This is a genomic window from Microbacterium gallinarum, assembly GCF_014837165.1.
GTDB lineage: Bacteria > Actinomycetota > Actinomycetes > Actinomycetales > Microbacteriaceae > Microbacterium > Microbacterium gallinarum.
Genome location: NZ_JACSPM010000001.1, coordinates 1,059,265 through 1,082,722 on the forward strand (window position 1 = coordinate 1,059,265; position 23,458 = coordinate 1,082,722).

General features: G+C 71.3%; 21 protein-coding genes. 15 read left to right on the forward strand and 6 right to left on the reverse strand.

Annotated features, from left to right (window positions below; genetic code table 11):
* Positions 1-168: 168 nt before the first annotated feature.
* Positions 169-1,005, reverse strand: coding sequence for a hypothetical protein (locus tag H9622_RS15775; protein ID WP_225221548.1), 837 nt, complete (start codon positions 1,003-1,005; stop codon positions 169-171).
* Positions 1,006-1,123: 118 nt separating this feature from the next.
* Between H9622_RS15775 and H9622_RS04890 the strand changes: the two genes are divergently transcribed.
* Complete coding sequence (locus tag H9622_RS04890; protein ID WP_191764781.1) at positions 1,124-1,708, forward strand: GNAT family N-acetyltransferase; 585 nt, start codon at positions 1,124-1,126, stop codon at positions 1,706-1,708.
* Between the two features lie 247 nt (positions 1,709-1,955).
* Here H9622_RS04890 and H9622_RS04895 read toward each other — a convergent pair whose 3' ends face one another.
* The 3 genes from H9622_RS04895 to H9622_RS04905 form a co-directional block, all read right to left on the reverse strand.
* Positions 1,956-3,242, reverse strand: a complete 1,287-nt coding sequence (locus tag H9622_RS04895) for an HNH endonuclease signature motif containing protein (protein ID WP_191764783.1) — start codon at positions 3,240-3,242, stop codon at positions 1,956-1,958.
* Positions 3,243-3,291: 49 nt separating this feature from the next.
* A complete protein-coding gene (locus H9622_RS04900) occupies positions 3,292-5,544 on the reverse strand; it encodes a cell wall-binding repeat-containing protein (protein WP_191764785.1) in 2,253 nt (750 codons plus the stop codon).
* Positions 5,545-5,689: 145 nt separating this feature from the next.
* Positions 5,690-7,267 carry an MFS transporter gene (locus H9622_RS04905; RefSeq protein WP_191764787.1) on the reverse strand — a complete coding sequence of 526 codons (1,578 nt, stop codon included), beginning with the start codon at positions 7,265-7,267 and terminating at the stop codon, positions 5,690-5,692.
* A 167-nt stretch (positions 7,268-7,434) separates the two neighbouring features.
* On the opposite strand from H9622_RS04905, the gene H9622_RS04910 reads away from it, so the two are divergent.
* Complete coding sequence (locus H9622_RS04910; RefSeq protein ID WP_191765627.1) at positions 7,435-8,907, forward strand: MFS transporter; 1,473 nt, start codon at positions 7,435-7,437, stop codon at positions 8,905-8,907.
* Between the two features lie 19 nt (positions 8,908-8,926).
* Here the strand turns inward: H9622_RS04910 and H9622_RS15780 are convergent, their stop codons facing one another.
* A complete protein-coding gene (locus H9622_RS15780; protein WP_225221549.1) occupies positions 8,927-9,469 on the reverse strand; it encodes a MarR family winged helix-turn-helix transcriptional regulator in 543 nt (180 codons plus the stop codon).
* A 108-nt stretch (positions 9,470-9,577) separates the two neighbouring features.
* On the opposite strand from H9622_RS15780, the gene H9622_RS04920 reads away from it, so the two are divergent.
* From H9622_RS04920 to H9622_RS04980, 13 genes are all read left to right on the forward strand, one after another.
* Positions 9,578-10,390, forward strand: a complete 813-nt coding sequence (locus H9622_RS04920) for a hypothetical protein (RefSeq protein ID WP_225221550.1) — start codon at positions 9,578-9,580, stop codon at positions 10,388-10,390.
* 149 nt (positions 10,391-10,539) lie between these two features.
* The gene (locus H9622_RS04925) at positions 10,540-11,235 is read left to right on the forward strand and encodes a sirohydrochlorin chelatase (RefSeq protein WP_191764788.1); all 696 of its coding nucleotides are present in this window, start codon (positions 10,540-10,542) and stop codon (positions 11,233-11,235) included.
* A gap of 185 nt (positions 11,236-11,420) precedes the next feature.
* The gene (locus tag H9622_RS04930; RefSeq protein WP_318247031.1) at positions 11,421-13,166 is read left to right on the forward strand and encodes a nitrite/sulfite reductase; all 1,746 of its coding nucleotides are present in this window, start codon (positions 11,421-11,423) and stop codon (positions 13,164-13,166) included.
* Complete coding sequence (locus tag H9622_RS04935) at positions 13,163-13,906, forward strand: phosphoadenylyl-sulfate reductase (protein ID WP_191764790.1); 744 nt, start codon at positions 13,163-13,165, stop codon at positions 13,904-13,906. The genes H9622_RS04930 and H9622_RS04935 overlap by 4 nt, the downstream gene beginning before the upstream one ends.
* A complete protein-coding gene (gene cysD, locus H9622_RS04940; RefSeq protein ID WP_225221551.1) occupies positions 13,903-14,913 on the forward strand; it encodes a sulfate adenylyltransferase subunit CysD in 1,011 nt (336 codons plus the stop codon). Before H9622_RS04935 ends, cysD begins: the two co-directional genes overlap by 4 nt.
* Positions 14,913-16,241 carry a sulfate adenylyltransferase subunit 1 gene (locus H9622_RS04945; RefSeq protein WP_191764792.1) on the forward strand — a complete coding sequence of 443 codons (1,329 nt, stop codon included), beginning with the start codon at positions 14,913-14,915 and terminating at the stop codon, positions 16,239-16,241. The genes cysD and H9622_RS04945 overlap by 1 nt, the downstream gene beginning before the upstream one ends.
* Before the next feature lie 46 nt (positions 16,242-16,287).
* On the forward strand, positions 16,288-17,355 hold the full coding sequence (locus tag H9622_RS04950; protein WP_318247032.1) for an ABC transporter substrate-binding protein: 1,068 nt from the start codon (positions 16,288-16,290) through the stop codon (positions 17,353-17,355).
* 158 nt (positions 17,356-17,513) lie between these two features.
* A complete protein-coding gene (locus H9622_RS04955; protein ID WP_318247050.1) occupies positions 17,514-18,239 on the forward strand; it encodes an ABC transporter ATP-binding protein in 726 nt (241 codons plus the stop codon).
* The gene (locus tag H9622_RS04960) at positions 18,229-19,143 is read left to right on the forward strand and encodes an ABC transporter permease (protein ID WP_191764794.1); all 915 of its coding nucleotides are present in this window, start codon (positions 18,229-18,231) and stop codon (positions 19,141-19,143) included. Before H9622_RS04955 ends, H9622_RS04960 begins: the two co-directional genes overlap by 11 nt.
* On the forward strand, positions 19,140-19,973 hold the full coding sequence (cobA, locus tag H9622_RS04965; protein WP_191764796.1) for a uroporphyrinogen-III C-methyltransferase: 834 nt from the start codon (positions 19,140-19,142) through the stop codon (positions 19,971-19,973). Before H9622_RS04960 ends, cobA begins: the two co-directional genes overlap by 4 nt.
* Positions 19,970-21,349: an FAD-dependent oxidoreductase gene (locus H9622_RS04970; protein WP_225221552.1), complete on the forward strand. Its 1,380-nt coding sequence runs from the start codon at positions 19,970-19,972 to the stop codon at positions 21,347-21,349. The genes cobA and H9622_RS04970 overlap by 4 nt, the downstream gene beginning before the upstream one ends.
* Entirely contained in the window at positions 21,346-21,675 is a 330-nt protein-coding gene (gene fdxA, locus H9622_RS04975; protein WP_191764798.1) for a ferredoxin, read from the forward strand. Before H9622_RS04970 ends, fdxA begins: the two co-directional genes overlap by 4 nt.
* Positions 21,668-22,639: an NAD(P)/FAD-dependent oxidoreductase gene (locus tag H9622_RS04980; RefSeq protein ID WP_191764800.1), complete on the forward strand. Its 972-nt coding sequence runs from the start codon at positions 21,668-21,670 to the stop codon at positions 22,637-22,639. Before fdxA ends, H9622_RS04980 begins: the two co-directional genes overlap by 8 nt.
* Positions 22,640-22,670: 31 nt before the next feature.
* On the opposite strand, the gene H9622_RS04985 is transcribed toward H9622_RS04980, so the two are convergent.
* Positions 22,671-23,426, reverse strand: coding sequence for a hypothetical protein (locus H9622_RS04985; RefSeq protein ID WP_191764802.1), 756 nt, complete (start codon positions 23,424-23,426; stop codon positions 22,671-22,673).
* Positions 23,427-23,458 lie beyond the last annotated feature (32 nt).

Genomic DNA, 23,458 nt, shown 5'->3' on the forward strand with positions numbered 1-23,458 from the left:
TCTCTCCTTCTTGTGGGCGAAGCGGATGCCTCGGCCCGTGGTTGATGGGAAGTCTGCTCGCGCTCGACACAGAGGTTGAGTCGCGATGGCTCAAGGCTACTCGGGGGTTCCGAGCGTGTCAAATGAACTTGATATGACCCGGCTCAAGTTTGAGTCGGAGGCTGAGGTTCAGACGGAGTGGGCGAGGGTCTGGAGCAACACGACCACCAGCCCGAGGGTGACGAGGATCGTGAGCGCGAGCAGCTGCTTCCACAGGTCCAGGCGCGACCGGCGGACCGCGAACCAGCCGATGACGGCGAGCGTGGCGACGTAGACGATCTCGGCCGCGCGGAGCGCGGCGGGCAGCGGCAGGACGCCGAACCACGCCAGCGCCAGGAGGATCATCGGGGTGACGAGGGTGCCGAGTGCCCCGCCCGCGATGCGCAGCTGCGCCCTCAGCTCGGCGCCCCCCGGGAAGTCGCGGTGGACCGCGAGGTGCGAGATCACGCCCGACACGAATCCCGCCGCGGTGATGCCGACGACGCCGAGCAGGAGCGCCAGCACGGCATGGGCGGCGTCGTGCGCGTCGTTCGCCGACACCACGAGGATGATCGCGAGGCCGGTGAAGGTCGCGTAGACGCGCTCCTTGAAGTACTCGACGAACTCCGGTGCATCCTCGCCCAGCCTCTTGCGGGCGCGGGCGGTGCCTCCGTGCGTCGGCGGCGGGGGCGCCTCGTGGTGCTGGCCCACGCGGTGCCGAGCGCCCTGCGCGTGATGCGGACCCTCGCCGCGACGCAAGGCCTGCCTGTGCGGCGGCTCGGCGTCAGGCGAGGCCGAGCCGGGCGGGGCGCCGGTGTCAGGCGAGGGCTCGGCGTCAGGCGAGGCGGCCTCGGGCGAGGCGGCGTCAGGCGAGGGCGGGGCGCCGGTGTCAGGCGAGGGCTCGGCGTCAGGCGAGGCGGCGTCAGGCGAGGCGGCGTCAGGCGGGGCGCCGGTCGGTTCGCTGTCCGGCGGTGTGGGGTCGTTCATCGATCCTCCCGTCGGAGTTCGCGTTGCGGCGAGCCTAACCCTCGAGAGCGCCGGATGGCGGGCATCGGCGGGCGCGGCATCCCTCCCACCCGTTCGTGCGATCCGGGAGGATGGCCGCATGCCGCTTCCGTACGACCTGCAGCCGCTGCGCGGCCCCCGCGTCACGCTCGACGCGCTGCGCCCCGACGACCTCGACGACCTGCATGCCCTTCAATCCGACCCCGACGTGTGCCGGTACCTGCTGTACGAGCCGCGCTCGCGTGACGAGGTGACCCGAGTGCTGGAACGGGATGCTGCGGCCACGCATCTCGAAAAGGCCGACGACTACCTTCAGCCGGCGATCCGCGACGAGAACGGGGCGTTTCTCGGCACGATGTATCTCGAGCTGCACAGCGTCGATCCCGATCGCACCGCCGAGATCGGCTGGATCCTCGCTCCGCACGCGCAGGGACGCGGTTACGGCGCGGAGGCGGCACGCGTGCTGCTCGACCTGGCGTTCGGCGACCTCGCGTTGCATCGCGTGTATGCCGAGCTCGATCCGCGGAACGACGCCTCCGTCCGGCTGTGCGCCCGTCTCGGCATGCGCCATGAGGGGCACTTCGTGGAGCACATGTGGCTGAAGGGCGAGTGGACCGACACCGGTCACTACGCGATCCTCGAGCGGGAATGGCACGAGCATCGCAACGGCGGGGTCAACGCCTGAGCCGGAGAAGCGCCGGATTCACTGCCTGAGCCGGGTGAGCGGCCGGATCACCGCCTGAGCCTGGTGAGCGCCCGGACCACCGCCTGAGCCAGGTGCCAGGCGGGATCACCGCCTGCGCACGGTGCCCGGCGGATCACCGCCCGACGCCGGTGCCCGGCGGGATCACCGCCTGCGCACGGTGCCCGGCGGATCACCGCCGGACGCCGGTGCCCGGCGGGATCACCGCCTGCGCCCGGTGCCCGGTGAGTCAGTGTCTGAGCCGGGTGAGTGCCGGTTCGCGGTCTTCGCGGGGACCAGTGGAGTATTCGTGGGCCGATGGGCTCATCCACACGAGCAGTTCATCCTCGAACCGTGCCCACCATCGGGTGTGGTGCTTGAGCCGATGGTGCGCACGGCACAGGTGCGCGAGATTGTCGTGGTCGGTGCAGCCGCCGTCGGCCCAGGCATGGTTGTGGTCGACGTCGCACGCCGAGGCCGCGCGGTCGCAGCCCGGGAACCGGCACGTGCCGTCGCGGTCGGCGAGCCAGGCGCGCAATGCGGCCGGCACGCGGTAGGTCTCGCGGTCGAGGCAGAGCCGGACCCCGGTCACGGGGTGCGTGAGCACGCGTCGCCAGGAGTCCGCCCCCGCTGCGAGCGTCTTGGCGACGTCGAGCGGGATCGGGCCGTACCCGTCGATCACCGCGGGCTCGTCACCCTGCCCGAGCAGGGTCAGGGCGGGTACCGTGAGGGTCACCCCGACCCGAACCGGACGCAGCGACGCTGCGTCAGCGCCGTCGGCGAGCCCGACCGGGCGCCCGGAGCGCAGCACCGCGTCGACGAGGGCGTCGAAGCGAAGCTGCGACATCGTGCGCGGGTCGCCCGCCGCAGTCTCATCCATCGCGGTGCCGGTGAGCAGCGTGTGCGCGAGCTGCACCTGCATGATCGGTCCGTACGCCATCAGCCAGGCCATGCCGTCTCGCGCCGGCTGGACGGTCACCCCGCGCGATCGCGTCGCACGCTCAGACCGCTCGTCGATCGTCTCGGGGTCGAGGTGCTCGCGCACGCGACGGCAGCGATGCGCGAAGCGATGCGGCGTCACGTCGACCCGCCCGGAGAGCACGACCTGCTCGAACGCGCCGCGGTCGAGCGGGCGGAACAGCTGCGCGTCTTCGACCAGCGCTTTCGCGTGCGCGTAGGAGATGCCACCGGAGCGCAGCGCCTCGGTCGTGGCTGGGAGGTCGGCGCACAGCACGCGTGCTTCGGAGAGGAGGGTCGCGGCAGCGCGCTCGCTGATCCGCAGCACGCACGCGACTTCGGCGCGGGTCGACCGGGCGACCCAGTCCGAGGCATCCGCAGCCGCTCTTCTCGAGCCGGACTCGCACTCGACGTCACCCCCGGTCACGACCCGATCTTCGTGCGCCTCGTTTGCGCGCCGCAGGGCGTCGAGCAGCATCGTGCGCTCGGCTTCGAGCGCGGCCAGGTCACGGCGCACGCGGTCGAGCTCACCGACGATGGCAGCAGCGTCGTCGCAGTGGAGGGCGTCGGTGCTGCACATGCCCCGACACTAGAACATACCTACGACACTCCGTGAAGTGCGCAGGTGCTCAGTCGCAGGTGCGGAGCGCCGCGACGCTCGAACCGAGTACACCGGTTCCTCCGAGCAGTGTCAGCTGGGCGGCGTTGCGGAAGCGAAGGCTCTCGAGGGTCCAGTAGTTGATGCACGTCTTGGCGCTGAGGTAGAGCGGTGCATCGTGCGAGCCCGCCAGCGGTGCTCCGGCGAGCGCGTCCGCGAAGCCGTTGGCGCCCGCGACGTACCCTCGATCCACACTCCCGAAGATCGCGTCGTTCACCTCGATCGCCGTGAACACCCGGTCGGAGCCGGCGAGCCGCTTCACCTTGCCCTTGCCCAGCAGCGAGCGGAGTTCCGACTCCAGGTCGGCGCCGACGGCGCCCTTCCCCCCGGCGATGTAGACATCGGTGATCCCCAGCTTCGCAATCGTGGCCTTCGTCTCGCGGGTCAGCCCTCGCGCACCGTCGACGAGGATCACCGGGGCGTCGAGGTGCCCGGCTGCCGGGCCAGCGGCGAGGGCGTCCGGGTAGGCGGCCCCCGTGGCCAGGATCGCGTGACGGCTGCCTTCGCCCCCGAACGCGTCGCGGACGATGAGGTCGGCGGTCTGGTAGCGGCTCGCGCCGCCGAGCCGCACGATGGCGGCATCCGGGAGGATCGCCCTCACGGCGGTGACGACAGCCGTGGACACCGCACCCGTTCCGCCTGCGACGACCACTCGGCTCGGGCGTAGGCGACTGAGCTCGCTCGCCACGCCCGCCGGAATCGCGTCGCGGCTCACGGGAAGGACCACGCCCCCGGCGCGCATCGCCGCAGGAGCTGCGGCGAGTGCATCCGGGAAGTCGAACGCATTCGTGAGATAGACCACGGGCGCCCGGCCTCCCGAGGGGACGAGCTTCTTCGACACCGCGACCGCCGTCGCGAACCTGTCGTCGCCGGCGATCCTGCCGACCTTCATGGCGGACGGAAGCGCGAGCGTGCCGAGGTCCAGGTGTTCGCCCGGCCCGACGGAGATCTCGGTCGCCCTCTCGAAGGAGGCGGCTCCGCCGTAGTACATCGACGGCCCGTGGCCCGGATCGAACCGCAGCACGTAACGGCCCGGCGCGAGGTAGCCGTAGAACTCGCCGGCACCGCCGGTCTCGCCCCACACGGTGTACCCCTCCACAGCGCCGGGAACAGGCACGAACCCGGCGGCCGTCCTCCGCCAGACATCGAAACCGACGCCGGCACTCGGGTAGAAGGTCCCCTCCGCCCGCACCCCGATGACGCCGGTCAGCTCCGCGTGGGCGTCGACGACGGCATCGATCCCGGCGAACGTCTGGTTCTTCGCGAGGACGATCTCGGTCGCGGAATCGAGATCCTCGCCACCCCAGTAGCCCGTGACGATGCCGCTGTGGCTGAACCCCAGCTTGTACCGCCCGGCGCTCAAGCAGTCGAGAAGGAACGCGCTGCTGGTGCCGCTCCCGGCGCACGTCGCGGACTGCTTCACCCACGCGCCGCCGGCCGAGAGCTTGTAGAGGAGCACCGATCCCTGTCGCATCGGCACGATGCCCTCGGCCGTTCGCAGCGACCACGTGCCCGAGATCGATGCCCGGGCCGCCTGAAGGGCGACGTCCGTCGTCGTCGAGGGTGACGTCGCGACCACGTCGCCGACCGTCAGGGGCGAATGCGCGCCCGTCGTGTCGGCGAAGGAGAGATCGTACGTCCCGGGAATCACGTTGAACGAGTAGCTCTCCCCCAGCCGGATGGTGGTGGACCGCCAGGGGAGCCAGTCGTCGAGCTCGGCATCCCCGGACGTGACCGCGACGGTGATGCTGCTCTTGGCGACGGGAAACGCCAGCTGCCGGCCGGTGACCGTGCCCCGCAGCCTGACCGTGGACGACAGCCGGGCCTCCAGCTCGACCACACCGCCATCGGTGACCTCGATGAACGCGCGCTCCGCCGCGCGGCGCGTGTCGCCCCACCACTCGCCTACGCGCCAGGGGTTCCACCCCGGCACCGGCGCGAACTTCACCGCATATCGTCCGGCGGGGACGTCGGTGAGCTCGAACTCGCCGAGGTCGCCCGTCCCCAACTGCATCGTCAGCGCGGGAGTCTCGAGCTCGTCGTCGCGGTAGAGCGAGACGAGGATGACCGACTCGTCGCGGACGAGCAGCCCGCCGGCCTCGTCCTGAAGCACTCCCCGGACGGTGCCGACCGGCTCGGCGGCATCGGCAGGCGCGGCCAGTCCCAGCACGAGGGCGCCGGCTCCGAGAGCGGCGAGGACGGCCCGAAGGCGAGGGTGCGGCATCGTGGGTCGCTTCCGGATCGAGGGGTGCAGTCGCGCGGATCGAACGGCCCGCTCACGCGCAAATCGATACACCCTAACAAGGCGTGCGCGCCTCGCCGCACGGGCGCCAGCCAGCGGTGGACAGCCCGCCCGGGACCGCCCCGCCCTACCCGAGCAGCGTCTCCGTCGACGACGCCTTCGGGTCGGGCAGCTTCCGCATCCGGAACCCGTTCAGCACGCCCAGGCCGGCGGCGAGGATCGGGATGAGGAGCGCCACCTGCAGCGCGATGTGCCGCGCCTCGGTGTTGATGCGGATCACCTCGGCCGCGGCATCCGGCGGCTCATCCGCCACCAACTCGGCGAGCCCGGTGTTCGACATCAGCTGCGCGTCCTCTTCGAGCACGCTGGAGACCTGCTGCTTCTGCTCCGACGACAGCACCGTGCTCGCGTCGGAGAGCGACGTGAACGACACGGCGAGCGTTGCGAGCATGATGGCTCCGGCGAACGCGAGTCCGAATGAGAGTCCGAAGGAACCCGCAGCGGAGTTGACTCCCGCCGCCTCGCTGACCCGTTCGTCGGAGATCGGCGAGAGCGTGTAGTTGTTGAGCTGCGAGACGAGCAGGCCGAGCCCCGAGCCGGCGATGAGCAGCGGGATCGCGAGCCACCACCCCGTGTCTGCGATCGGCACGAGCGGCACGATGGCGACCAGCCCCACGAGGGCGAGTGCGAAGCCGGTCAGGATCAGATTGGCAGGGCGGCCCTTCGCGCCGCGCCCGGCCCAGATCGCCACGGCGAACATGCTCAGCGACAGCGGAGCGATCGACAGGCCGGCCTGCAGCGCGTTGTACTCGAGCACCATCTGCAGGTACAGCGGCAGCACGATCATGGTGCCGCCCAGCGCGATCTGCTGCAGCAGCTGCCCGCTCACTCCCGTGCGGAAGGGCTTCGACGAGAACAGGGCCGGATCGAGCAGCACCGGCTTGCCGCGCTTCTTGCGCGAGTTGAGCCACCAGGCAAGGCCCCCCAGCGCGACCGCGCCGAGGCCGATGATCAGACCGACGTAGCCGCCGCCCTCCTGCCACACCAGGATGCCGAGCACGACACCGCCCATGCCGATCACCGACAGAGCCGCGCCGACGAGATCGATGGAGCGGTCACCGGTGTACTTCACATCCTTGACGAGGCCGATCCCCAGCAGCACCACCGCGATGATGACCGCTTCGAGCGCGAAGGCGACGCGATACGACCAGAACGTCGTGATGAACCCGCCGAGCAGAGGGCCCACTGCCGCCGCGATCGCCGCCGACGCGCCGACCAGCGCGTAGACGCGCTTCTGGTGATCGCCGGCGAAGTTGCCGTGGATGAGCGACTGCATCGCGGGAAGGAGAAGGGATGCTCCGATCCCGCCGATCACCGCCCAGAAGATGATCACCGCGGTCAGGCTCTGCGCGAACGTCATCGCGACGGCTCCGATGGCGTAGCCGAGCAGGCCGAGGATGTAGGCGAGCTTGCGTCCGATCAGGTCGCCCGTCTTGCCGCCGATGAGGATGAACGCGGCCGAGACGAGGGCTTCGAGCGCGATCGCGCTCTGCACGCCGCTCGCCGTCGTGCCGAGCTCGTTCACGACCGCCGAGATCGACACGTTCATGATCGACGTGTCGACGACGAGGACGAACATCGCCATCGCGAGGAGCATCGCGAGGCGACCGTTGAAGGCGGGCGTGGCGCCCGGTGCGTCGGACATGACCGTAGCGAACCACGGCGGAACCCGCACGGACAGATCCTGCGGCAGAGATCACCCGGGTGAACATCGCCCCGGTCGACGGCCGGTACTCTGGCGGGGCGTCGCGATGAGGCGACGCGCCCGCGGGCGCCACCCGCCGTTCATCGAAGGGCCGTACCGTGACGACCATGGGACCCGACCACTCTCCCGACGAGCCGATCTTCCGCACGCCTGCGCCGCCGGCGGCAGCCAACACCGGTGCGATCCGTCCGTTCGCCGACGTCTTCCAGGAGGCCGGTTCCGAAGCCCCGGTCCCACGCAAGCGCGTGGTCTCGTGGGCGCTCTGGGACTGGGCGACCCAGCCCTTCAACTCGGTGCTGCTCACCTTCGTCTGGGTGCCGAGCTTCCTCGTCTCGCCGTTCTTCCTCGATCCCGCCGTCGCCGCCTCCGGCATCGTGAACGGCGAGGAGATCGACTGCGACACCAGCGCGAACGCGCTGACGGAGTTCTGCCGAGCACTGGGCGGTCTCGACGCGAATCTCGGCTGGGGCATCATGATCGCCGGCATCCTCATCGCGCTTCTCGCGCCGGTGCTCGGTCAGCGCGCCGACGCCACTGGCCGCCGCAAGCTCATGCTGGCGATCTTCACCGGGCTGCTCATCCTCAGCCAGCTCGCGATGGCGTTCATCCCGGGAACGCCGTCGCTCTTCTGGTTCGGGGTGGCGATGATCGCCTTCGGGAGCATCGTCGGCGAGATCGCGGGCGCCAACTACAACGCCCTGCTGGTGTCCGTGTCGACCCCCAAGACCGTCGGCCGCGTCTCCGGACTGGGCTGGGGGTTCGGCTACATCGGCGGCATCGTCGCGCTCGTGATCGTCGTGGGCCTCATCCTGGGCGGCGTCCTCGACGGGACGCAGGCGATCACCTTCCAGCTGATCGCTGCGGGGGCGACCGTCTGGACGGTCTTGTTCTGCATCCCGATCTTCCGGAACGTCCCGGAGCCGCCGGCGTCGCCCGACGCCAAGCGGGTCGGATTCTTCGCCGGCTATGTCGAGCTCGTCCGCTCGGTGGCGCGCCTGTGGCGCGAACACCGTCCGACGCTGTGGTTCCTGCTGGCCTCGGCGGTGTACCGCGACGGCCTCGCCGCCGTGTTCACCTTCGGCACCGTGATCGCCGCCCGCGTCTTCGGGTTCGGCTTCACCGATCTGGTCATCTTCGGCGTCGTCCTGAACCTGGTCGCGGGCATCTCGACGATCCTGGCCGGTCGTCTCGACGACCGCTTCGGCCCGAAGACGGTCATCCTCGTCGCCATCGGCGGGATCATCGCGTGCTGCCTCGCCGTCTTCATCGGTGCGGGCGCGGGCAAGGGCCTGTTCTGGGCGGCGGGCATCGTGCTGGCTGCCCTCGTCGGCCCAGCACAGGCCGCATCTCGCTCGTTCCTCGCCCGGGTGACGCCCGTCGGCCAGGAGGGCGAGATCTTCGGCCTCTACGCCACGACCGGCCGGGCCGCGAGCTGGATGGCGCCGCTCCTGTGGGGTGCGTTCATCGCCGTCGCCGGCAACCAGACCCTGTACGGCATCCTCGGGATCGCGCTGATCCTCGCGATCGGCTTCGTGCTGCTGCTGTTCGTCAAGGCCCCGCCGCGCTCGCAGCCCGCGTGAGGGGCGGCGCCCGGCTGCGTCACCAGGGCCAGGCGTCCGCGAGCTTCGTGAGCAGTCGTGCGAGGTCGGCGCGCTCCTCGTCGGTGAACCCGGCCAGGGCGGTGTCGATGGCCTCGCGGCGCTCGCCGCGGAACCCCCGCACGAGGGCGGCTCCGGCATCCGTCAATGCCACACGGGTCCGCCGAGCGTCTTCGGGGTCGGCCTCACGGCGCACGAGCCCCAGCTGGAACGCCTGCTGCACCAGCCGCGAGGCACGCGGCTGATCGACGCCGACGGCGTCGGCGATCTCACCGACGGAGAGAGGGTGGGATGCCGCCGCCAGCGCCTCGAGCAGGCGCATGCGGGCCGGGCCGCCGATGCGAGGACCGCCGCCCCACGGCGGACCGCCGTGCCCGTGGTGCGCACCGCCGCGCCCCCAGGGTCCATCGCCGTGGTGATGCGGACCGCGGCCGGAGTGGCCGTGGGGGTCGGGGCCCTCCCACGGCGGGCGCGGGATACGGCGGCCGCGCAGCTTCGAGAGGGCTGCGGCGATGTCGTCGGCCGGGGTGGGTTGCTGGGGCATGGGATCAATTTACATGCGACTTGACATATAAAACATTCGCATGTCACACTACATATACATGTACTTAGACATGTAATCGAGCGGCTCTGCCGCCTTGGAAGGGACCTCATGAACGACGACGACAACACACAGAACACACCCGCCGACGACAACGGCGGCACCCCCGGCGACCGTCGCCCGATCGGCTACTGGCTGCGCGCCGTCGACGACCTGCTCACGAGTCAGTTCGCCGCAGCGTTCCAGAACGAGGGCGTCACGCGCCGCGACTGGATGCTGCTGAACCTGCTCGCCGGAGACGTCGATGCTCCGCAGGCCGCCGAGCGCCTCGCCCGCAAGGGCAAGCGACTGCGCCGACTGGAGGACCTCGGCTGGGCCGAAGAGCAGGGCGACGGAACCTGGGCGCTCACCGATGCCGGCCGCGAGGCGCACGCACGTCTCGGCGAGGTCGTGAGCGGCATCCGCTCCCGCGTCGCCGGCGCCGTCTCCGACGAGGAGTTCGCCACCACGCTCGCTTCCCTCGAGGCGATCGCGCGCGAGCTCGGCTGGGATGAATCCCGACCGTTCGCCGGACGACGCGGCTTCGGGCGCGGCTTCGGCCCGGGACGCCGGTTCGGCGGACCGCGCGGGTTCGGCGCCGGTCCCGGCTTCGGGTTCGGACTCGGCTACGGCGCTTCGCGGTCCGAGGCGTGGGCCTACGGTCATGACGACGACGGATGCCGTGGCCGCGGCGGGCACCACCACGGCCATGCCCCTCACGAGCACGGTCACGGGCGCGGCCACGGCCACGGCGGTGGCCACGGCGGCGGCCACGGCCACCACGGTCACGACCGGCACGGGCACGGCGGCAAGGGCGGCGAGCGCGCGTACGAGCGCGGCTTCGACGCCGGATTCCGCCGCGGCCAGGAGGCCGGCGCCGCCTGAGCCGACGCCCCGGCGTCGAAGCGTCGGGAGATTCCTGCGCTCGCGGCGTTCCCAGAACGTCGCCGGGCGGGTTTCTCCCGACGCTTCGACGTGTCGGCGCCGCAAGACTCGTAACACGCGCGCCACATGGCCGGAGCACAATGGAGCCGATGACCACCCCGGCTCTGCTCGCGATCTCACACGGCACGTCCTCACCCGAGGGCCAGGCCGCGGTGGCGGCGCTCGTCGCCGCCGTCGCACAGCGACTTCCCGACGTCACGGTGCGGCTCGGCCATGTCGACGTGCAGCAGCCCGATGTCGCGGCATCCCTCGATGCCCTCCCCGATGACCAGCCGGTCGTCATCGTGCCGCTGCTGCTGTCGGCGGGCTACCACGTGCGGGTCGACCTGAAGAAGCAGTCCGCCGGCCGCGAGGGCGTGACGATCGCCCCCGCTCTGGGCCCCGACCCCAGGCTCGCCGATCAGCTCGCCGCGCGTCTCGCGCAGCTCGACCCCGATCCGGCGAGCGCGGTCGTGCTCGCCGTCGCCGGATCGAGCGACGACCGGGCGAACGACGACTGCCGTGCGGTCGGCGCGATGCTGGCAGAGCGTCTCGGGCGACCCGTCGAGGTGGGGTTCCTGGCCGCGGCCGAGCCGCGCCTCGGCGCGGCCGTCGCCCACGTGCAGGACACGGCGGGCGCGGCCGTGGTCGCGAACTACCTCCTCGCGCCCGGCTACTTCCACGACCTCGCCGTGCGCGTGTCGGGCGACTCAGCAGTCGTACGCCCGCTGCTCGACGACGACGAGCCCGCGGCATCCCTCGTCGACATCGTCATCGACCGCTACCGCAGCGCAATCCCCGCATAGCGAGCGCCCTTTTCCTGGACGCGGTCCGATAACCCCGCTCGGCCGCAACCTCTGTGACGCACCGTTACGCACGGTGACGCCCCTTGACACCCGCCTAGGCCGGGGCGCATGGCGCTTCTACTCTCGCCGAATGGGCTCGCCAGAGTCCGCCCCGGTGACGCCCGGGGACTCCTCCGGAGGTCACCGTGACCATCAGCGACACCGACACCCGCGCCGCGGCGCCGCCTCCCGCGCGCACCGGCGGAGCCACCGCGCGTCCGCCTCGGCCGTCGTCCAAGCCCAACGGGCAATGGAAGATCGACGGCACGACGCCCCTGAACGGCAACGAGGAGTGGAAGCAGGTCGACGACGGCCTGGCGGTGCGCGAGCGCATCGAGAGGATCTACTCGAAGGGCGGCTTCGCGAGCATCGATCCGACCGATCTGCACGGCCGCTTCCGCGTGTGGGGGCTCTACACCCAGCGCAAGCCCGGGATCGACGGCGGCCGCACCGCGACCCTCGAACCGCACGAACTCGAGGACGCCTTCTTCATGCTGCGCGTCCGCATCGACGGCGGCCAGCTGACGACCGAGCAGCTGCGCGTGATCGCCGGCATCTCGCAGGAGTTCGGCCGCGACACCGCCGACCTCACCGACCGGCAGAACATCCAGCTGCACTGGGTCGAGGTCGAGTCGATGCCCGAGATCTGGCGGCGCCTCGAAGCAGTCGGGCTGGGCACGACCGAGGCCTGCGGCGACGTTCCGCGCGTGGTGCTCGGGTCGCCCGTCGCGGGCATCGCCGCCGACGAGCTCATCGATCCGACGCCGCAGATCGACGAGATCACATCGCGGTTCATCGGCGATGCCTCGCTCGCCAACCTCCCCCGCAAGTTCAAGTCGGCGATCACCGGGCACCCGAGCCAGGACGTCGTGCACGAGATCAACGACGTCGCCTTCGTCGCGGTCGAGCATCCCGAGTTCGGCGTCGGCTACGACCTGTGGGTCGGCGGCGGCCTGTCGACGACCCCGCGCCTCGCCGAGCGGCTGGGTGTCTTCGTGTCGCCGGATCGGGTGGCGGATGCCTGGCACGGCGTCGCCCAGATCTTCCGCGACTACGGCTACCGGCGCCTGCGTAACAAGGCGCGCCTGAAGTTCCTGCTCGCGGAGTGGGGTGCCGAGAAGTTCCGCCAGGTGCTCCAGGACGAGTACCTCGGCTACGCCCTCCCCGACGGACCGGCCGCGCCCCAGCCGCTCGCCCACGGCGACCACGTCGGCGTGCACCGGCAGAAGGACGGCCGCTTCTACGTCGGCGTCACCCCGATCGTCGGCCGGGTCTCGGGCCCGATCCTCGCGCAGCTCGCCGACCTCGTCGAGGCGCACGGCTCGACGCGGCTGCGCACCACCCCGCACCAGAAGCTCGTCATTCTCGACATCCCCGAGGACCGCGTCGACTCGCTCGTGGCCGGCCTCGACGAGCTCGGGCTCTCGGCGCGTCCGAGCCTGATCCGCCGCGGCACGATCGCGTGCACCGGCATCGAGTTCTGCAAGCTCGCGATCGTCGAGACCAAGGCCTACGCGACGGCCGCCGTGCTCGACCTCGAGAAGCGTCTCGAGCAGTTCGAGCTGCCGCATCCGATCTCCCTCCACGTCAACGGCTGCCCGAACTCGTGCGCGCGCATCCAGACGGCCGACATCGGCCTCAAGGGCCAGCTCGTGACGATCGACGGCGAGCAGGTGCCCGGATACCAGGTGCACCTCGGCGGCGGACTCGTCAGCGCCGACCGAGACGAGGCCGGCCTCGGCCGCACCGTGCGCGGCCTGAAGGTCGGCGCCGACGGCATCGCCGACTACGTCGACCGGGTGGTGCGCCGCTTCCTCTCGGAACGGGATGCCGCGGCGGACGAGACCTTCGCCCAGTGGGCGCACCGCGCCGACGAGGAGAGCCTCCAGTGACCGTGTCGCTCGCGCCCCGGATCGCGGCGAAGCGCTCGGCCGAAGAGCTGCAGGCTCTCGCCGAGCGGGGCAACCTCGAGCTGGGCAGTCTCACCGAGCATGAGGCATCCCCCGCCGATGCCGTCGCCTGGGTCGCGCGCAACTTCTCGATGACGTCGGCGGCGGTCGCATGCTCGATGGCGGATGCCGCGCTGCCGCACCTCGTCGCCGAGCACCTGCCGGGCGTCGACGTGCTGTTCCTCGACACCGGGTACCACTTCGCCGAGACGCGGTTCACGCGCGACGAGGTCGGCCGCGTGCTCGACGTGCGGATCGTCGACGTGCTGCCCGAGCAGACCGTTGCGCAGCAGGACGCCGAGTTCGGCGCGAAGCTGCACGAGCGCGACGCGGCGCTGTGCTGCGAGCGCCGCAAGGTGACCCCGCTTCGCGACGCCCTCGCCGGCTACGAGGTCTGGTTCACGGGCGTGCGCCGCGACGAGGCCCCGACCCGCACCCGCACCCCTCTCGTCACATGGGACGAGCGCAACGGCCTGGTGAAGGTGAACCCCGTCGCCGCCTGGACCTTCGACGACCTGCTCGACTACGCCGACGCGCACCGGGTGCCGGTCAACCTCCTCGTCTCGAACGGCTACCCGTCCATCGGGTGCGAGCCGTGCACCAAGCCGGTCGCCGCCGGCGAAGACCCCCGTTCCGGCCGGTGGGCCGGGCTCTCCAAGACCGAATGCGGGCTCCACGTATGACCGAGACACTCATCGTCAACGCTGTCGCCGAGAACAGGAGTTCTGGCGAGGACAGGTCGATTCCCGACAGATCATCCTCCGCTCGGCAGACCACCGGTTCTGGGCAGCTCGGCACGGCGCTCAGCACGCTCGACCTGCTCGAGGCCGAGGCGATCCATGTCATCCGGGAGGTCGTCGCCGAGTTCGAGCGGCCCGTGCTGCTGTTCTCCGGTGGCAAGGACTCCGTGGTCGTGCTGCACCTCGCCACCAAGGCGTTCGCGCCCGGCCGCGTGCCGTTCTCCGTGCTGCACGTGGACACCGGCCACAACTTCCCCGAGGTGATCGCGTTCCGCGACGAGACCGTCGAGCGCCTCGGCATCCGTCTCGACGTGGCCCGCGTGCAGGACTACATCGACGACGGCCGCCTGCAGGAGCGCGCCGACGGCACCCGCAACCCGCTGCAGACGCTGCCGCTGCTCGACGCGATCGCCGCCGGCCGGCATGACGCCGTCTTCGGCGGCGCGCGCCGCGACGAGGACAAGGCCCGCGCGAAGGAGCGCATCATCTCGCTGCGCGACGAGTTCGGCCAGTGGGACCCGCGCAACCAGCGCCCCGAGCTGTGGAGCCTGTACAACGGCCGCCACACCCCCGGCCAGCACGTGCGCGCCTTCCCCATCTCGAACTGGACCGAGCTCGACGTCTGGCGCTACATCGAGCGCGAGGGCATCCCCCTCCCTCCCCTCTACTTCGCGCACGAGCGCGAGGTCTATGCCCGCGACGGCATGTGGCGCCCCGTCGGCGAGTTCTCGCCCCCGCGCGAGGGCGAGAAGGTCGAGCGGCGCACGGTGCGCTACCGGACGGTGGGCGACATGAGCTGCACCGGAGCAGTGGAGTCGGATGCCGCATCCCTCGCCGACATCGTCGCCGAAGTGGCCATCTCGACCCTCACCGAGCGCGGCGCGACCCGCGCCGACGACCGCCTCAGCGAGGCGGCCATGGAGGATCGCAAGAAGGACGGGTACTTCTGATGACCGCGACGCTGACGGCTCAACCCACGCTGTTCCGGTTCGCGACCGCGGGATCGGTCGACGACGGCAAGTCCACGCTCGTCGGAAGGCTGCTGCACGACTCGAAGGCGATCCTCGCCGACCAGCTCGAGCAGGTCGCCCGCACGTCGGCCGAGCGGGGCTTCGCGCACGGCGCGTTCGACTTCGCGCTGCTGACCGACGGCCTGCGTGCCGAGCGCGAGCAGGGCATCACGATCGACGTCGCCTACCGCTACTTCTCGACAGGCTCCCGGTCGTTCATCCTCGCCGACTGCCCCGGCCACGTGCAGTACACCCGCAACATGGTCACCGGCGCGACGACGGCCGACGCCGTGGTCGTGCTCGTCGACGGCCGCAAGGGCGTGCTCGAGCAGACCCGCCGGCATCTCGCCGTCGTCGCGCTGCTGCGCGTTCCGCACGTGATCGTGGCGGTCAACAAGATCGACCTGATCGGATTCTCGGCGGATGCGTTCGCCGACGTCGCGGCGCAGGCGCGGTCGGTCGCGACCGAGCTCGATATCGACGACCTCCACGTGCTCCCCGTCTCGGCGCTCGACGGCGACAACGTCGTGGACCGCTCCGACCGCACCCCCTGGTACGACGGGCCCTCACTGCTCGAACTGCTCGAGACCCTGCCTGCGACGGGGTCGCTGGGCGACGACCCGCATGCCGGTCCCGAGCCGCTGCGCCTCCCGGTGCAGCTCGTGCTGCGGCCGCAGGGCGGTCTCTCGCCCGAGCTGGCCGCCGACCCCGTCGAAGCCGAGCTGCTGCGCGACTACCGCGCCGTCGCGGGGCGCATCTCGTCGGGCGCCGTGCGGGTCGGCGACCGGGTGCAGCTGTTCCCGTCCGGCATCGCGACGACGATCACCGGCATCCGCTCCTCCGGTCGCCCGGTCGACGAGGCCGTCGCCCCGCAGTCGGTCTCGCTCGAGCTCGCCGACGAGCTCGACACGGCGCGCGGCGCTCTGGTCGTCACCGAGGGCACGCTCCCCGCCGGTCGTCGCGAGGCCGACGTCGAGCTGTTCAACCTCGACGCCCGGCCGATCACCCCCGGTCAGCGGGTGCTGGTCAAGCACGGCACGACGACGGTGCAGGCGATCGTCGCGCAGATCGAGTCGCGGTACGACCTCGACGCCCTGGTCCACGCGCCGGCGCAGACTCTGCACACCAACGACATCGGCCGAGCGCGCCTGCGCCTGGCCGCCGATCTTCCGCTCGAGCCGTACGCCTCGAGCCGACACGGGGGCTCGTTCCTCGTGATCCATCCGTCCGACGGCGCCACCCTGGCCGCCGGCATCGTGCGCGGCTGACGCGCACCCGTCCTGCTCCACCCACTGCCATCTAAGGAGGCGAACCGTGAACACCATCCGCACCGCGACGACGATCACCACTCTGGGACTTGTGGCCGTGATGATGGCCGGGTGCGCCTCCGCCGCAGGCAGCACGCCCGAGCCCGAAGACGTCACCGAGGTGCGCCTCGGCTACTTCGCGAACGTCACGCACGCACCGGCGCTCGTCGGACTCGAGGAGGGCCTCTTCGCAGAGTCGCTCGGCGACATCGACCTGTCGACCTCGGTCTTCAACGCCGGTCCCGCGGCGATCGAGGCGCTCACGGCGGGCGCGATCGATGCGACCTACATCGGCCCGAATCCGTCGATCAACACGTTCATCCAGTCCGGCGGCGAGTCGGCCCGCATCGTCGCCGGTGTGGCGACCGGCGGCGCCGCGCTCGTCGTCCGTCCCGGCATCGACAGCCCCCAGCAGCTGGTGGGCACGACCCTCGCGACTCCGCAGCTCGGCAACACGCAGGACGTCGCGCTGCGCGTCTACCTGGCAGAGCAGGGCTACGAGACCGATCCCTCGGGCGGCGGCGACGTGTCGATCACGCCGACCGAGAACGCCCAGACGCTCACCCTGTTCCAGCAGGGTGCGATCGACGGCGCCTGGTTGCCCGAGCCGTGGGTCTCGCGGCTCGTGGTCGACGAGGGTGCCGAAGTGCTCGTCGACGAGGCCGAGCTGTGGCCCGACGGCGCGTTCCCGACCACTGTCCTTCTCGTGCGCGCCGATTTCCTCGAGGAGCATCCCGACGTCGTCGAGCGGCTCCTCGAAGGGCACGTGGCTGCCGTGCACTGGATCGGCGACAACGCGGCCGAGGCCCCCGGCGTCATCAACGCGGCGATCGAGGCCGAGACGGGCAAGCCGCTCAGCGACCCGGTCATCGAGCGCGCCCTCGAGCACGTGGCCTTCTCGGTCGACCCCCACGCCGAGGCGTTCGAGACCCTCGTCGCCAACGGCCTCGAAGCCGGTACGCAGAAGGACGGCTCGATCGACGGACTGTTCGACCTGCGCATCCTCAACGGCCTGCTCGACACCGCCGGCGCAGAGCAGGTCTCGGCGGCAGGGCTCGGAGAGGACTCGCCGTGACGGCGTCCGGTCCCACGGCAGCGGGTGTCGCGACGTCGGGCGTCGAGGTCGCGGCGCCCCACTTCGCGGCGCCCCGTTCCGCCACGCCGAACCTGCTCGGGCCGAGCTTCGACGGTGTGGCGCCGGTGCCTGCACCCTCTGCGGCACCCGCGCCGGCAGTGCGCATCGGCGGCGTCTCGAAGCGGTTCGGCCGCGGTCCGCTCGTGCTCGACGACGTCTCCCTCGACATCGCGCCGGGCGAGTTCGTGTGCCTGCTGGGCGCGTCGGGTTGCGGCAAGTCGACGCTGCTCAACCTGATCGCCGGCCTCGACCGGCCAACGGTCGGCTCGATCGCAACGCCGGCGGAGGGCTCGGCGGTCATGTTCCAGGAGTCGGCCCTCATGCCGTGGCTGACCGCACGCCGTAACGTCGAACTCGCCCTGCGGCTGCGCGGGGTTCCGCGCGGCGAGCGTCGCGAGAAGGCGCTCGCCCTGCTCGATACGGTGAATCTCGCGGATGCCGCGGAGAAGCGCCCCCACGAGCTGTCGGGCGGCATGCGGCAGCGCGTCGCCCTCGCGCGCGCGCTCGCGCAGGACCGGCCGGTGCTGCTGATGGACGAGCCGTTCGCCGCTCTCGACGCCATCACGCGCGACCTGCTCCACGAGGAGCTCGAGCGCGTGTGGCGCGCGACCGGCCGCACGATCGTCTTCGTCACCCACAACGTCCGCGAGGCGGCGCGGCTCGGCCAGCGCGTCGTGCTCATGGGCAGCAGGCCGGGCCGGATCGTGCAGGAATGGACGATCGCCAAGACCCGCGGTCGTCGCATCGAATCGCCCGAGGTCGCGGCCCTGTCGGTGGAGATCACCGAGCAGCTGCGGAAGGAGATCCGTCGCAATGCCGCGTGACATCACGGTCGAAGCGCCGCGGGCCGAGGCATCCGCTCCCGACGACCTGCGCAGCCTCGCTGCCGGACTCGACCGCCTCCAGACCGATGCCGGCCCGGGAGCTGCGCGCTGGCGCCGCATCACCGAGAGCGTCGTGCCGCCCATCGTGTTCGTGCTTCTGCTGCTCGTCGCGTGGCAGGCGTACGTCGTCCTCGCGCAGCCGCGCCCCGACATCGTGCCGAGCCCCGTCGACGTCGCGACCGCACTCGGCTCGGCGTGGGACTCCGGCCGGCTGCAGGAGGCCGTCGCCACGAGCCTCGAGCGCGGCGTGGTCGGCTTCCTCATCGCGCTCGCGGTCGGCACACCGATCGGGCTGCTGCTGGCCGAGGTTCGTCCCATCCGCCGGGCCGTCGGACCCATCATCTCGGGGCTGCAGGTGCTCCCCTCCGTCGCGTGGGTCCCCGCCGCGATCATCTGGTTCGGGCTGTCAGACGCGACCGTCTACTTCGTAATCCTGATGGGCGCGATCCCGTCGGTCGTGAACGGCCTCATCGCCGGCATCGACCAGGTGCCGCCGCAGCTCCGGCGCGTCGGCACCGTGCTCGGGGCGTCGCGCTGGCAGCTGGCGACCGCCGTCATCCTCCCCGCGGCGCTGCCCGGCTACCTCGCCGGTCTCAAGCAGGGCTGGGCGTTCTCGTGGCGCTCGCTCATGGCGGCCGAGATCATCGCCGTCGGCGGCACGATCGGGTTCGGGCTCGGCTCGATGCTGCAGCAGTCGCGCGAGCTCGCCGATCTCGCCGGCGTGCTCGGCACCATCATCCTGATCCTCCTCATCGGCATCCTGATCGAGCTCGTCTTCTTCGGACCCCTCGAGCGACGGATGCTGAAGCGCCGAGGTCTGCTCGTCACGGGAGGTGCGCGATGACCCGGCGACCGGAGTCCGCCGGCAAGGTGTGGCTCGTGGGCGCCGGGCCCGGCGATGCGGGACTCCTCACCGTCAAGGGGCTGCGCGCGCTCGAGAACGCCGACGTGATCGTCGCCGACCGGCTCGGCGCACGGGGCGTGCTCGACGGCCTCGCCGCGGACGGGGTGGAGCTCACGGCCGAGGTCGTCGACGTGGGAAAGCTGCCCGGACACCACGCCGTGCCCCAGGACGCGATCAACGCGCTGCTCATCCAGCTCGCTCGAGACGGGAAGCGCGTCGTGCGGCTCAAGGGCGGCGATCCGTACGTGTTCGGCCGCGGCGGCGAGGAGCTCGCCGCCTGCCAGGAGGCGGGGATCGAGGCCGAGGTGGTGCCGGGCATCACCAGCGCCATCTCGGTGCCCGCGCTCGCCGGCATCCCGCTCACCCATCGTGGTGTCGCCACCGCGTTCACCGTCGCCACCGGACACGACCAGATCCGCGAACTCGGCGGCGGACGCGACCACACGGTGGTGCTGCTCATGGGCATCGGCACCCTCGCGCACTCAGCCCTCATCCTCGCCCGCGGCGCGCGCGGTGCCGACTGCCCCGTAGCGGTCGTCGAGGATGGCTACGGCCCGGGCCAGCGGGTCACGGTCGGCACGCTCGCAACCATCGCCGCGCAGGCCGCCGCTCGCGGCGTCCGCTCCCCCGCCGTCGTGGTGGTCGGGGACGTCGTACGCCTCAGCCCGTATGCCCCCGACGCGATCGCGACCGCCGATCTGTCGGCTTTCGACCCCCTCGGCCCGCCCGTCTCGCGCGGCGACGCCCCCGGAAAGGCTCTTGCACAATGACCTCATCGTCCATCGACAACCTCCGCGTCGCGATCGTCGGCGCCGGTCCCGCCGGCATCTATGCGGGCAACATCCTGTCCGCCTCCGTGCGGGAGGCCGGCGGTCGCGTCGCGATCGACCTCTTCGAGTCGCTGCCCGCCCCGTACGGCCTGATCCGCTACGGGGTCGCGCCCGACCACCCGCGCATCAAGGGCATCGTGACATCGCTGCACGAGATGCTCGACGCCGGGTCCATCCGGTTCCTGGGCAACGTCGAGATCGGCCGCGACCTGGCGCTCGACGAGCTGCACGAGCGGTACGACGCGGTGATCCTGGCGACCGGCGCGATCCGCGACGCGGCGCTCGACATCCCCGGCATCGACCTGCCGGGGTCGTTCGGCGCCGCCGACTTCGTCGCCTGGTTCGACGGTCACCCCGACGTCCCCACCGACTGGACCCTCGACGCCGAGCAGGTCGCCGTCATCGGCAACGGCAACGTCGCGCTCGACGTGGCGCGCATCCTCGCGAAGCACCCGGAAGACCTGCGTTCGACCGAGATCGCCGACAACGTGCTCGCCGGGCTCGAGGCATCCGCCGTCACCGACGTGCACGTGTTCGGACGCCGCGGCCCTGCCGACATCAAGTTCACGCCGATCGAGTTGCGAGAGCTGGGCGAAGTGCCCGGCGTCGACATCGTCGTCCACGACGAGGACTTCGCCCACCTCGAGGGCGTGACGCCCGCCACCAACCAGCTCAAGGTGATGCTGCGGATCCTCGACGGCTGGCGCACCCGCCCGTCGACCGGAGCGAGCCGTCGCCTGCACCTGCACTTCTATCACTCCCCCGTCGAGGTGCTCGGCTCTGACAGGGTCGAGGCAGTCCGCTTCGAGCGCACCGCGCCGGCGGGCGACGGCGGGGTGCGGGGAACGGGAGAGTTCCGCGAGCTGCCGGTGCAGCAGGTGTACCGGGCTGTCGGCTACCACGGCACGCCCGTGGTCGATGCGCCGTTCGACGACGCGCGCGGTGTGATCCCCAACGTCGAAGGCCGTGTGAACGGTGCGGACGGTCACGTGTCGGGTCTGTATGCCACCGGATGGATCAAGCGCGGTCCGGTCGGGCTCATCGGCCACACCAAGTCCGACGCGATGGAGACGATCGCACATCTCGTCGCCGACGCCGCCGCGGGCCGGCTCGCCGCACCTCGGATCGACAGCGACGTCGTCGAGCTGCTCGAGGAGCGCGAGGTCGCCTACACGACATGGGACGGCTGGCTCGCGCTCGACGCCCATGAGCGCGCTCTCGGCGAATCGCACCGCTTCGCGCGCGAGCGCGTCAAGGTCGTGCCGCGCGCCGAGCAGGTGGACATCTCGCGGTCGGGAGCGCTGATCCGCACATGACGTATGTGATCGCTCTTCCGTGTGTGGACGTCAAGGACCGGGCCTGTATCGACGAATGCCCCGTGGACTGCATCTACGAAGGCGACCGCTCGCTCTACATCCACCCCGACGAGTGCGTCGACTGCGGCGCGTGCGAGCCGGTGTGCCCCGTCGAGGCGATCTACTACGAAGACGACCTGCCCGACGAGTGGCAGGACTACTACAAGGCCAACGTCGAGTTCTTCGACGACGTGGGCTCGCCCGGCGGCGCCGCCAAGGTGGGCGTGATCCACAAGGACCACCCCATCATCGCCGCGCTTCCCCCGCAGGAGGAATCGCATGGCTGAAACGGCATACAGCGCGGGCATGTCGCAGGTCGAGGTCGACGTGATCGTCATCGGAGGTGGTCCGGCGGGACTGTCGGCGGCGCTCAACCTCGGACGCTCGCGGGCCTCGGTGGTCGTGGTGGACGCCGGTCGACCACGCAACGCGGCCACCCTTCGCTCCCACGGATTCCTCACCCGCGACGGGGTTCCTCCGCTCGAGCTGCGCAAGCTCGCACGCGCGGAGCTGGCGGCGTACCCGAGCGTCCGCCTGCTCGACCGCACGGTGGTGACGGATCTGCTGCCGACGGATTCTCCGAACGGCATGCGATTCATCGCCGCTCTGAAGGGGCCAGCCGGTCGCACCCCGCCGGCCGTCGCCGCACGATCGGTGCTCATCGCGACCGGGATGCGGGAGACCCTGCCCCAGATTCCGAGCCTGCGCGCGTTCTACGGCATGTCGCTGTTCAGCTGCGCGGCCTGCGACGCGTGGGAGCTGCAGGATCGTCCGCTCGCCCTCATCGGCGAGACGACCGACCTCGCGGTGCGGGCCCGCCTCATCTCCCGCTGGACGGACCGCCTCACGGTGTTCACGAACGGAGCGGACGTGGTCGACACCGTCGAGGAGGCCGAGCTCGCAGCATCCGGCATCATCGTCGAACGCCGCGGCATCGACGATCTCGAAGGGGACCGCGGCGCCGTGTCGGCGGTGCGCCTCGTCGACGGCTCTCGCGTCGCGGTCACCGGCGGGTTCGTGCGGCCCCAGTGGCAGCCCGCGCTGGACTTCCTGTCGGCGTTCGACGTGGATCGCGACGACGACGGCGCGCTCACCGCCGACCGCTCGGGACGCACGTCGGTGCCGGGCCTGTATGCGGCGGGGGATGCCGCGTCCCCCGGCCCGCAGCAGCTCATCGTCGCCGCGGGTCAGGGGGCGCGTGCCGCCGCGGTGCTGGTGCACGACTCGGTCGGGGTGCGCACGGCGCACTGAGGTCGTCCGTGCGCTCAGAGTCTCCGGGCGCTCAGGGCCGCCGGGCGTAGACCGACGCCTCGGATTCGTCGACGACGAAGCGCAGGGAGGTGCCCTCGGGGAACTCCGAGCGGAGGTCCTCCGACGCAGTCGACGTCACGGTGAACGACGCCGTCGGCGGGAAGCCCTCGCCCGCGCAGCCCATGGTCAGCATCATGCCCTGGTCGCTGTAGACGAACACGCACGTCGTCGAGCGGTCGTCCTCGGGCTGACCCCAGGCGTTGCGCACCTCGACGACGGTGAGGTCGCGGAAGTCCTCGAACACAACCGAGCCGTCCTGCATCGGGCCGAAGAGGTCGCTGTTCCATTCGGCCTCCGACGCCGTCGCGAGCACCGCGACCCGGTTGCCGGGCAGCGCAGGAATCGCCGTCGCCAGCACCGCGCCGACGACCAGGCCCGCACCGCCGACGGCGACCAGCCACGGCCAGATGCGGCGGTGTCGCTTCTCCGGCTCGTCACCCGTGGCGACCGCGGTCGTCGCGGACGCGCCGGAGACGGATGCCGCGGCCACCGGTGCCGCGTCCTTGGCGGCGGGTACGGGTGCGGGGTCCGTGGCGGCGGGTGCCGGTGCTGCATCCGTCGCAGCGGGTGCGGGGTCTGCGTCCGTCGCAGCCGGGTCGGGGGTCTGCGCGCGGTCTTCAAGCTCGCGCAGCCGGGCGAGCGCAGCCGGATCGTCGAGGATGTCGGCTGCCGGACCGTAGGCGCGGGCACGCAGCATCCGCAGCTCGTCACTCCACTCGTGATCCATCGCTCATATCCTGACATCCGGCGACGCGCCGA

Coding starts and splice junctions, on each gene's coding strand:
- H9622_RS15775 (WP_225221548.1), bottom strand. CDS start 1,005: ATGAACGACCCCACACCGCCGGACAGCGAACCGACCGGCGCCCCGCCT.
- H9622_RS04890 (WP_191764781.1), top strand. CDS start 1,124: ATGCCGCTTCCGTACGACCTGCAGCCGCTGCGCGGCCCCCGCGTCACG.
- H9622_RS04895 (WP_191764783.1), bottom strand. CDS start 3,242: ATGTGCAGCACCGACGCCCTCCACTGCGACGACGCTGCTGCCATCGTC.
- H9622_RS04900 (WP_191764785.1), bottom strand. CDS start 5,544: ATGCCGCACCCTCGCCTTCGGGCCGTCCTCGCCGCTCTCGGAGCCGGC.
- H9622_RS04905 (WP_191764787.1), bottom strand. CDS start 7,267: ATGTCCGACGCACCGGGCGCCACGCCCGCCTTCAACGGTCGCCTCGCG.
- H9622_RS04910 (WP_191765627.1), top strand. CDS start 7,435: ATGGGACCCGACCACTCTCCCGACGAGCCGATCTTCCGCACGCCTGCG.
- H9622_RS15780 (WP_225221549.1), bottom strand. CDS start 9,469: ATGCCCCAGCAACCCACCCCGGCCGACGACATCGCCGCAGCCCTCTCG.
- H9622_RS04920 (WP_225221550.1), top strand. CDS start 9,578: ATGAACGACGACGACAACACACAGAACACACCCGCCGACGACAACGGC.
- H9622_RS04925 (WP_191764788.1), top strand. CDS start 10,540: ATGACCACCCCGGCTCTGCTCGCGATCTCACACGGCACGTCCTCACCC.
- cysD (WP_225221551.1), top strand. CDS start 13,903: ATGACCGAGACACTCATCGTCAACGCTGTCGCCGAGAACAGGAGTTCT.
- H9622_RS04945 (WP_191764792.1), top strand. CDS start 14,913: ATGACCGCGACGCTGACGGCTCAACCCACGCTGTTCCGGTTCGCGACC.
- H9622_RS04960 (WP_191764794.1), top strand. CDS start 18,229: ATGCCGCGTGACATCACGGTCGAAGCGCCGCGGGCCGAGGCATCCGCT.
- cobA (WP_191764796.1), top strand. CDS start 19,140: ATGACCCGGCGACCGGAGTCCGCCGGCAAGGTGTGGCTCGTGGGCGCC.
- H9622_RS04970 (WP_225221552.1), top strand. CDS start 19,970: ATGACCTCATCGTCCATCGACAACCTCCGCGTCGCGATCGTCGGCGCC.
- fdxA (WP_191764798.1), top strand. CDS start 21,346: ATGACGTATGTGATCGCTCTTCCGTGTGTGGACGTCAAGGACCGGGCC.
- H9622_RS04980 (WP_191764800.1), top strand. CDS start 21,668: ATGGCTGAAACGGCATACAGCGCGGGCATGTCGCAGGTCGAGGTCGAC.
- H9622_RS04985 (WP_191764802.1), bottom strand. CDS start 23,426: ATGGATCACGAGTGGAGTGACGAGCTGCGGATGCTGCGTGCCCGCGCC.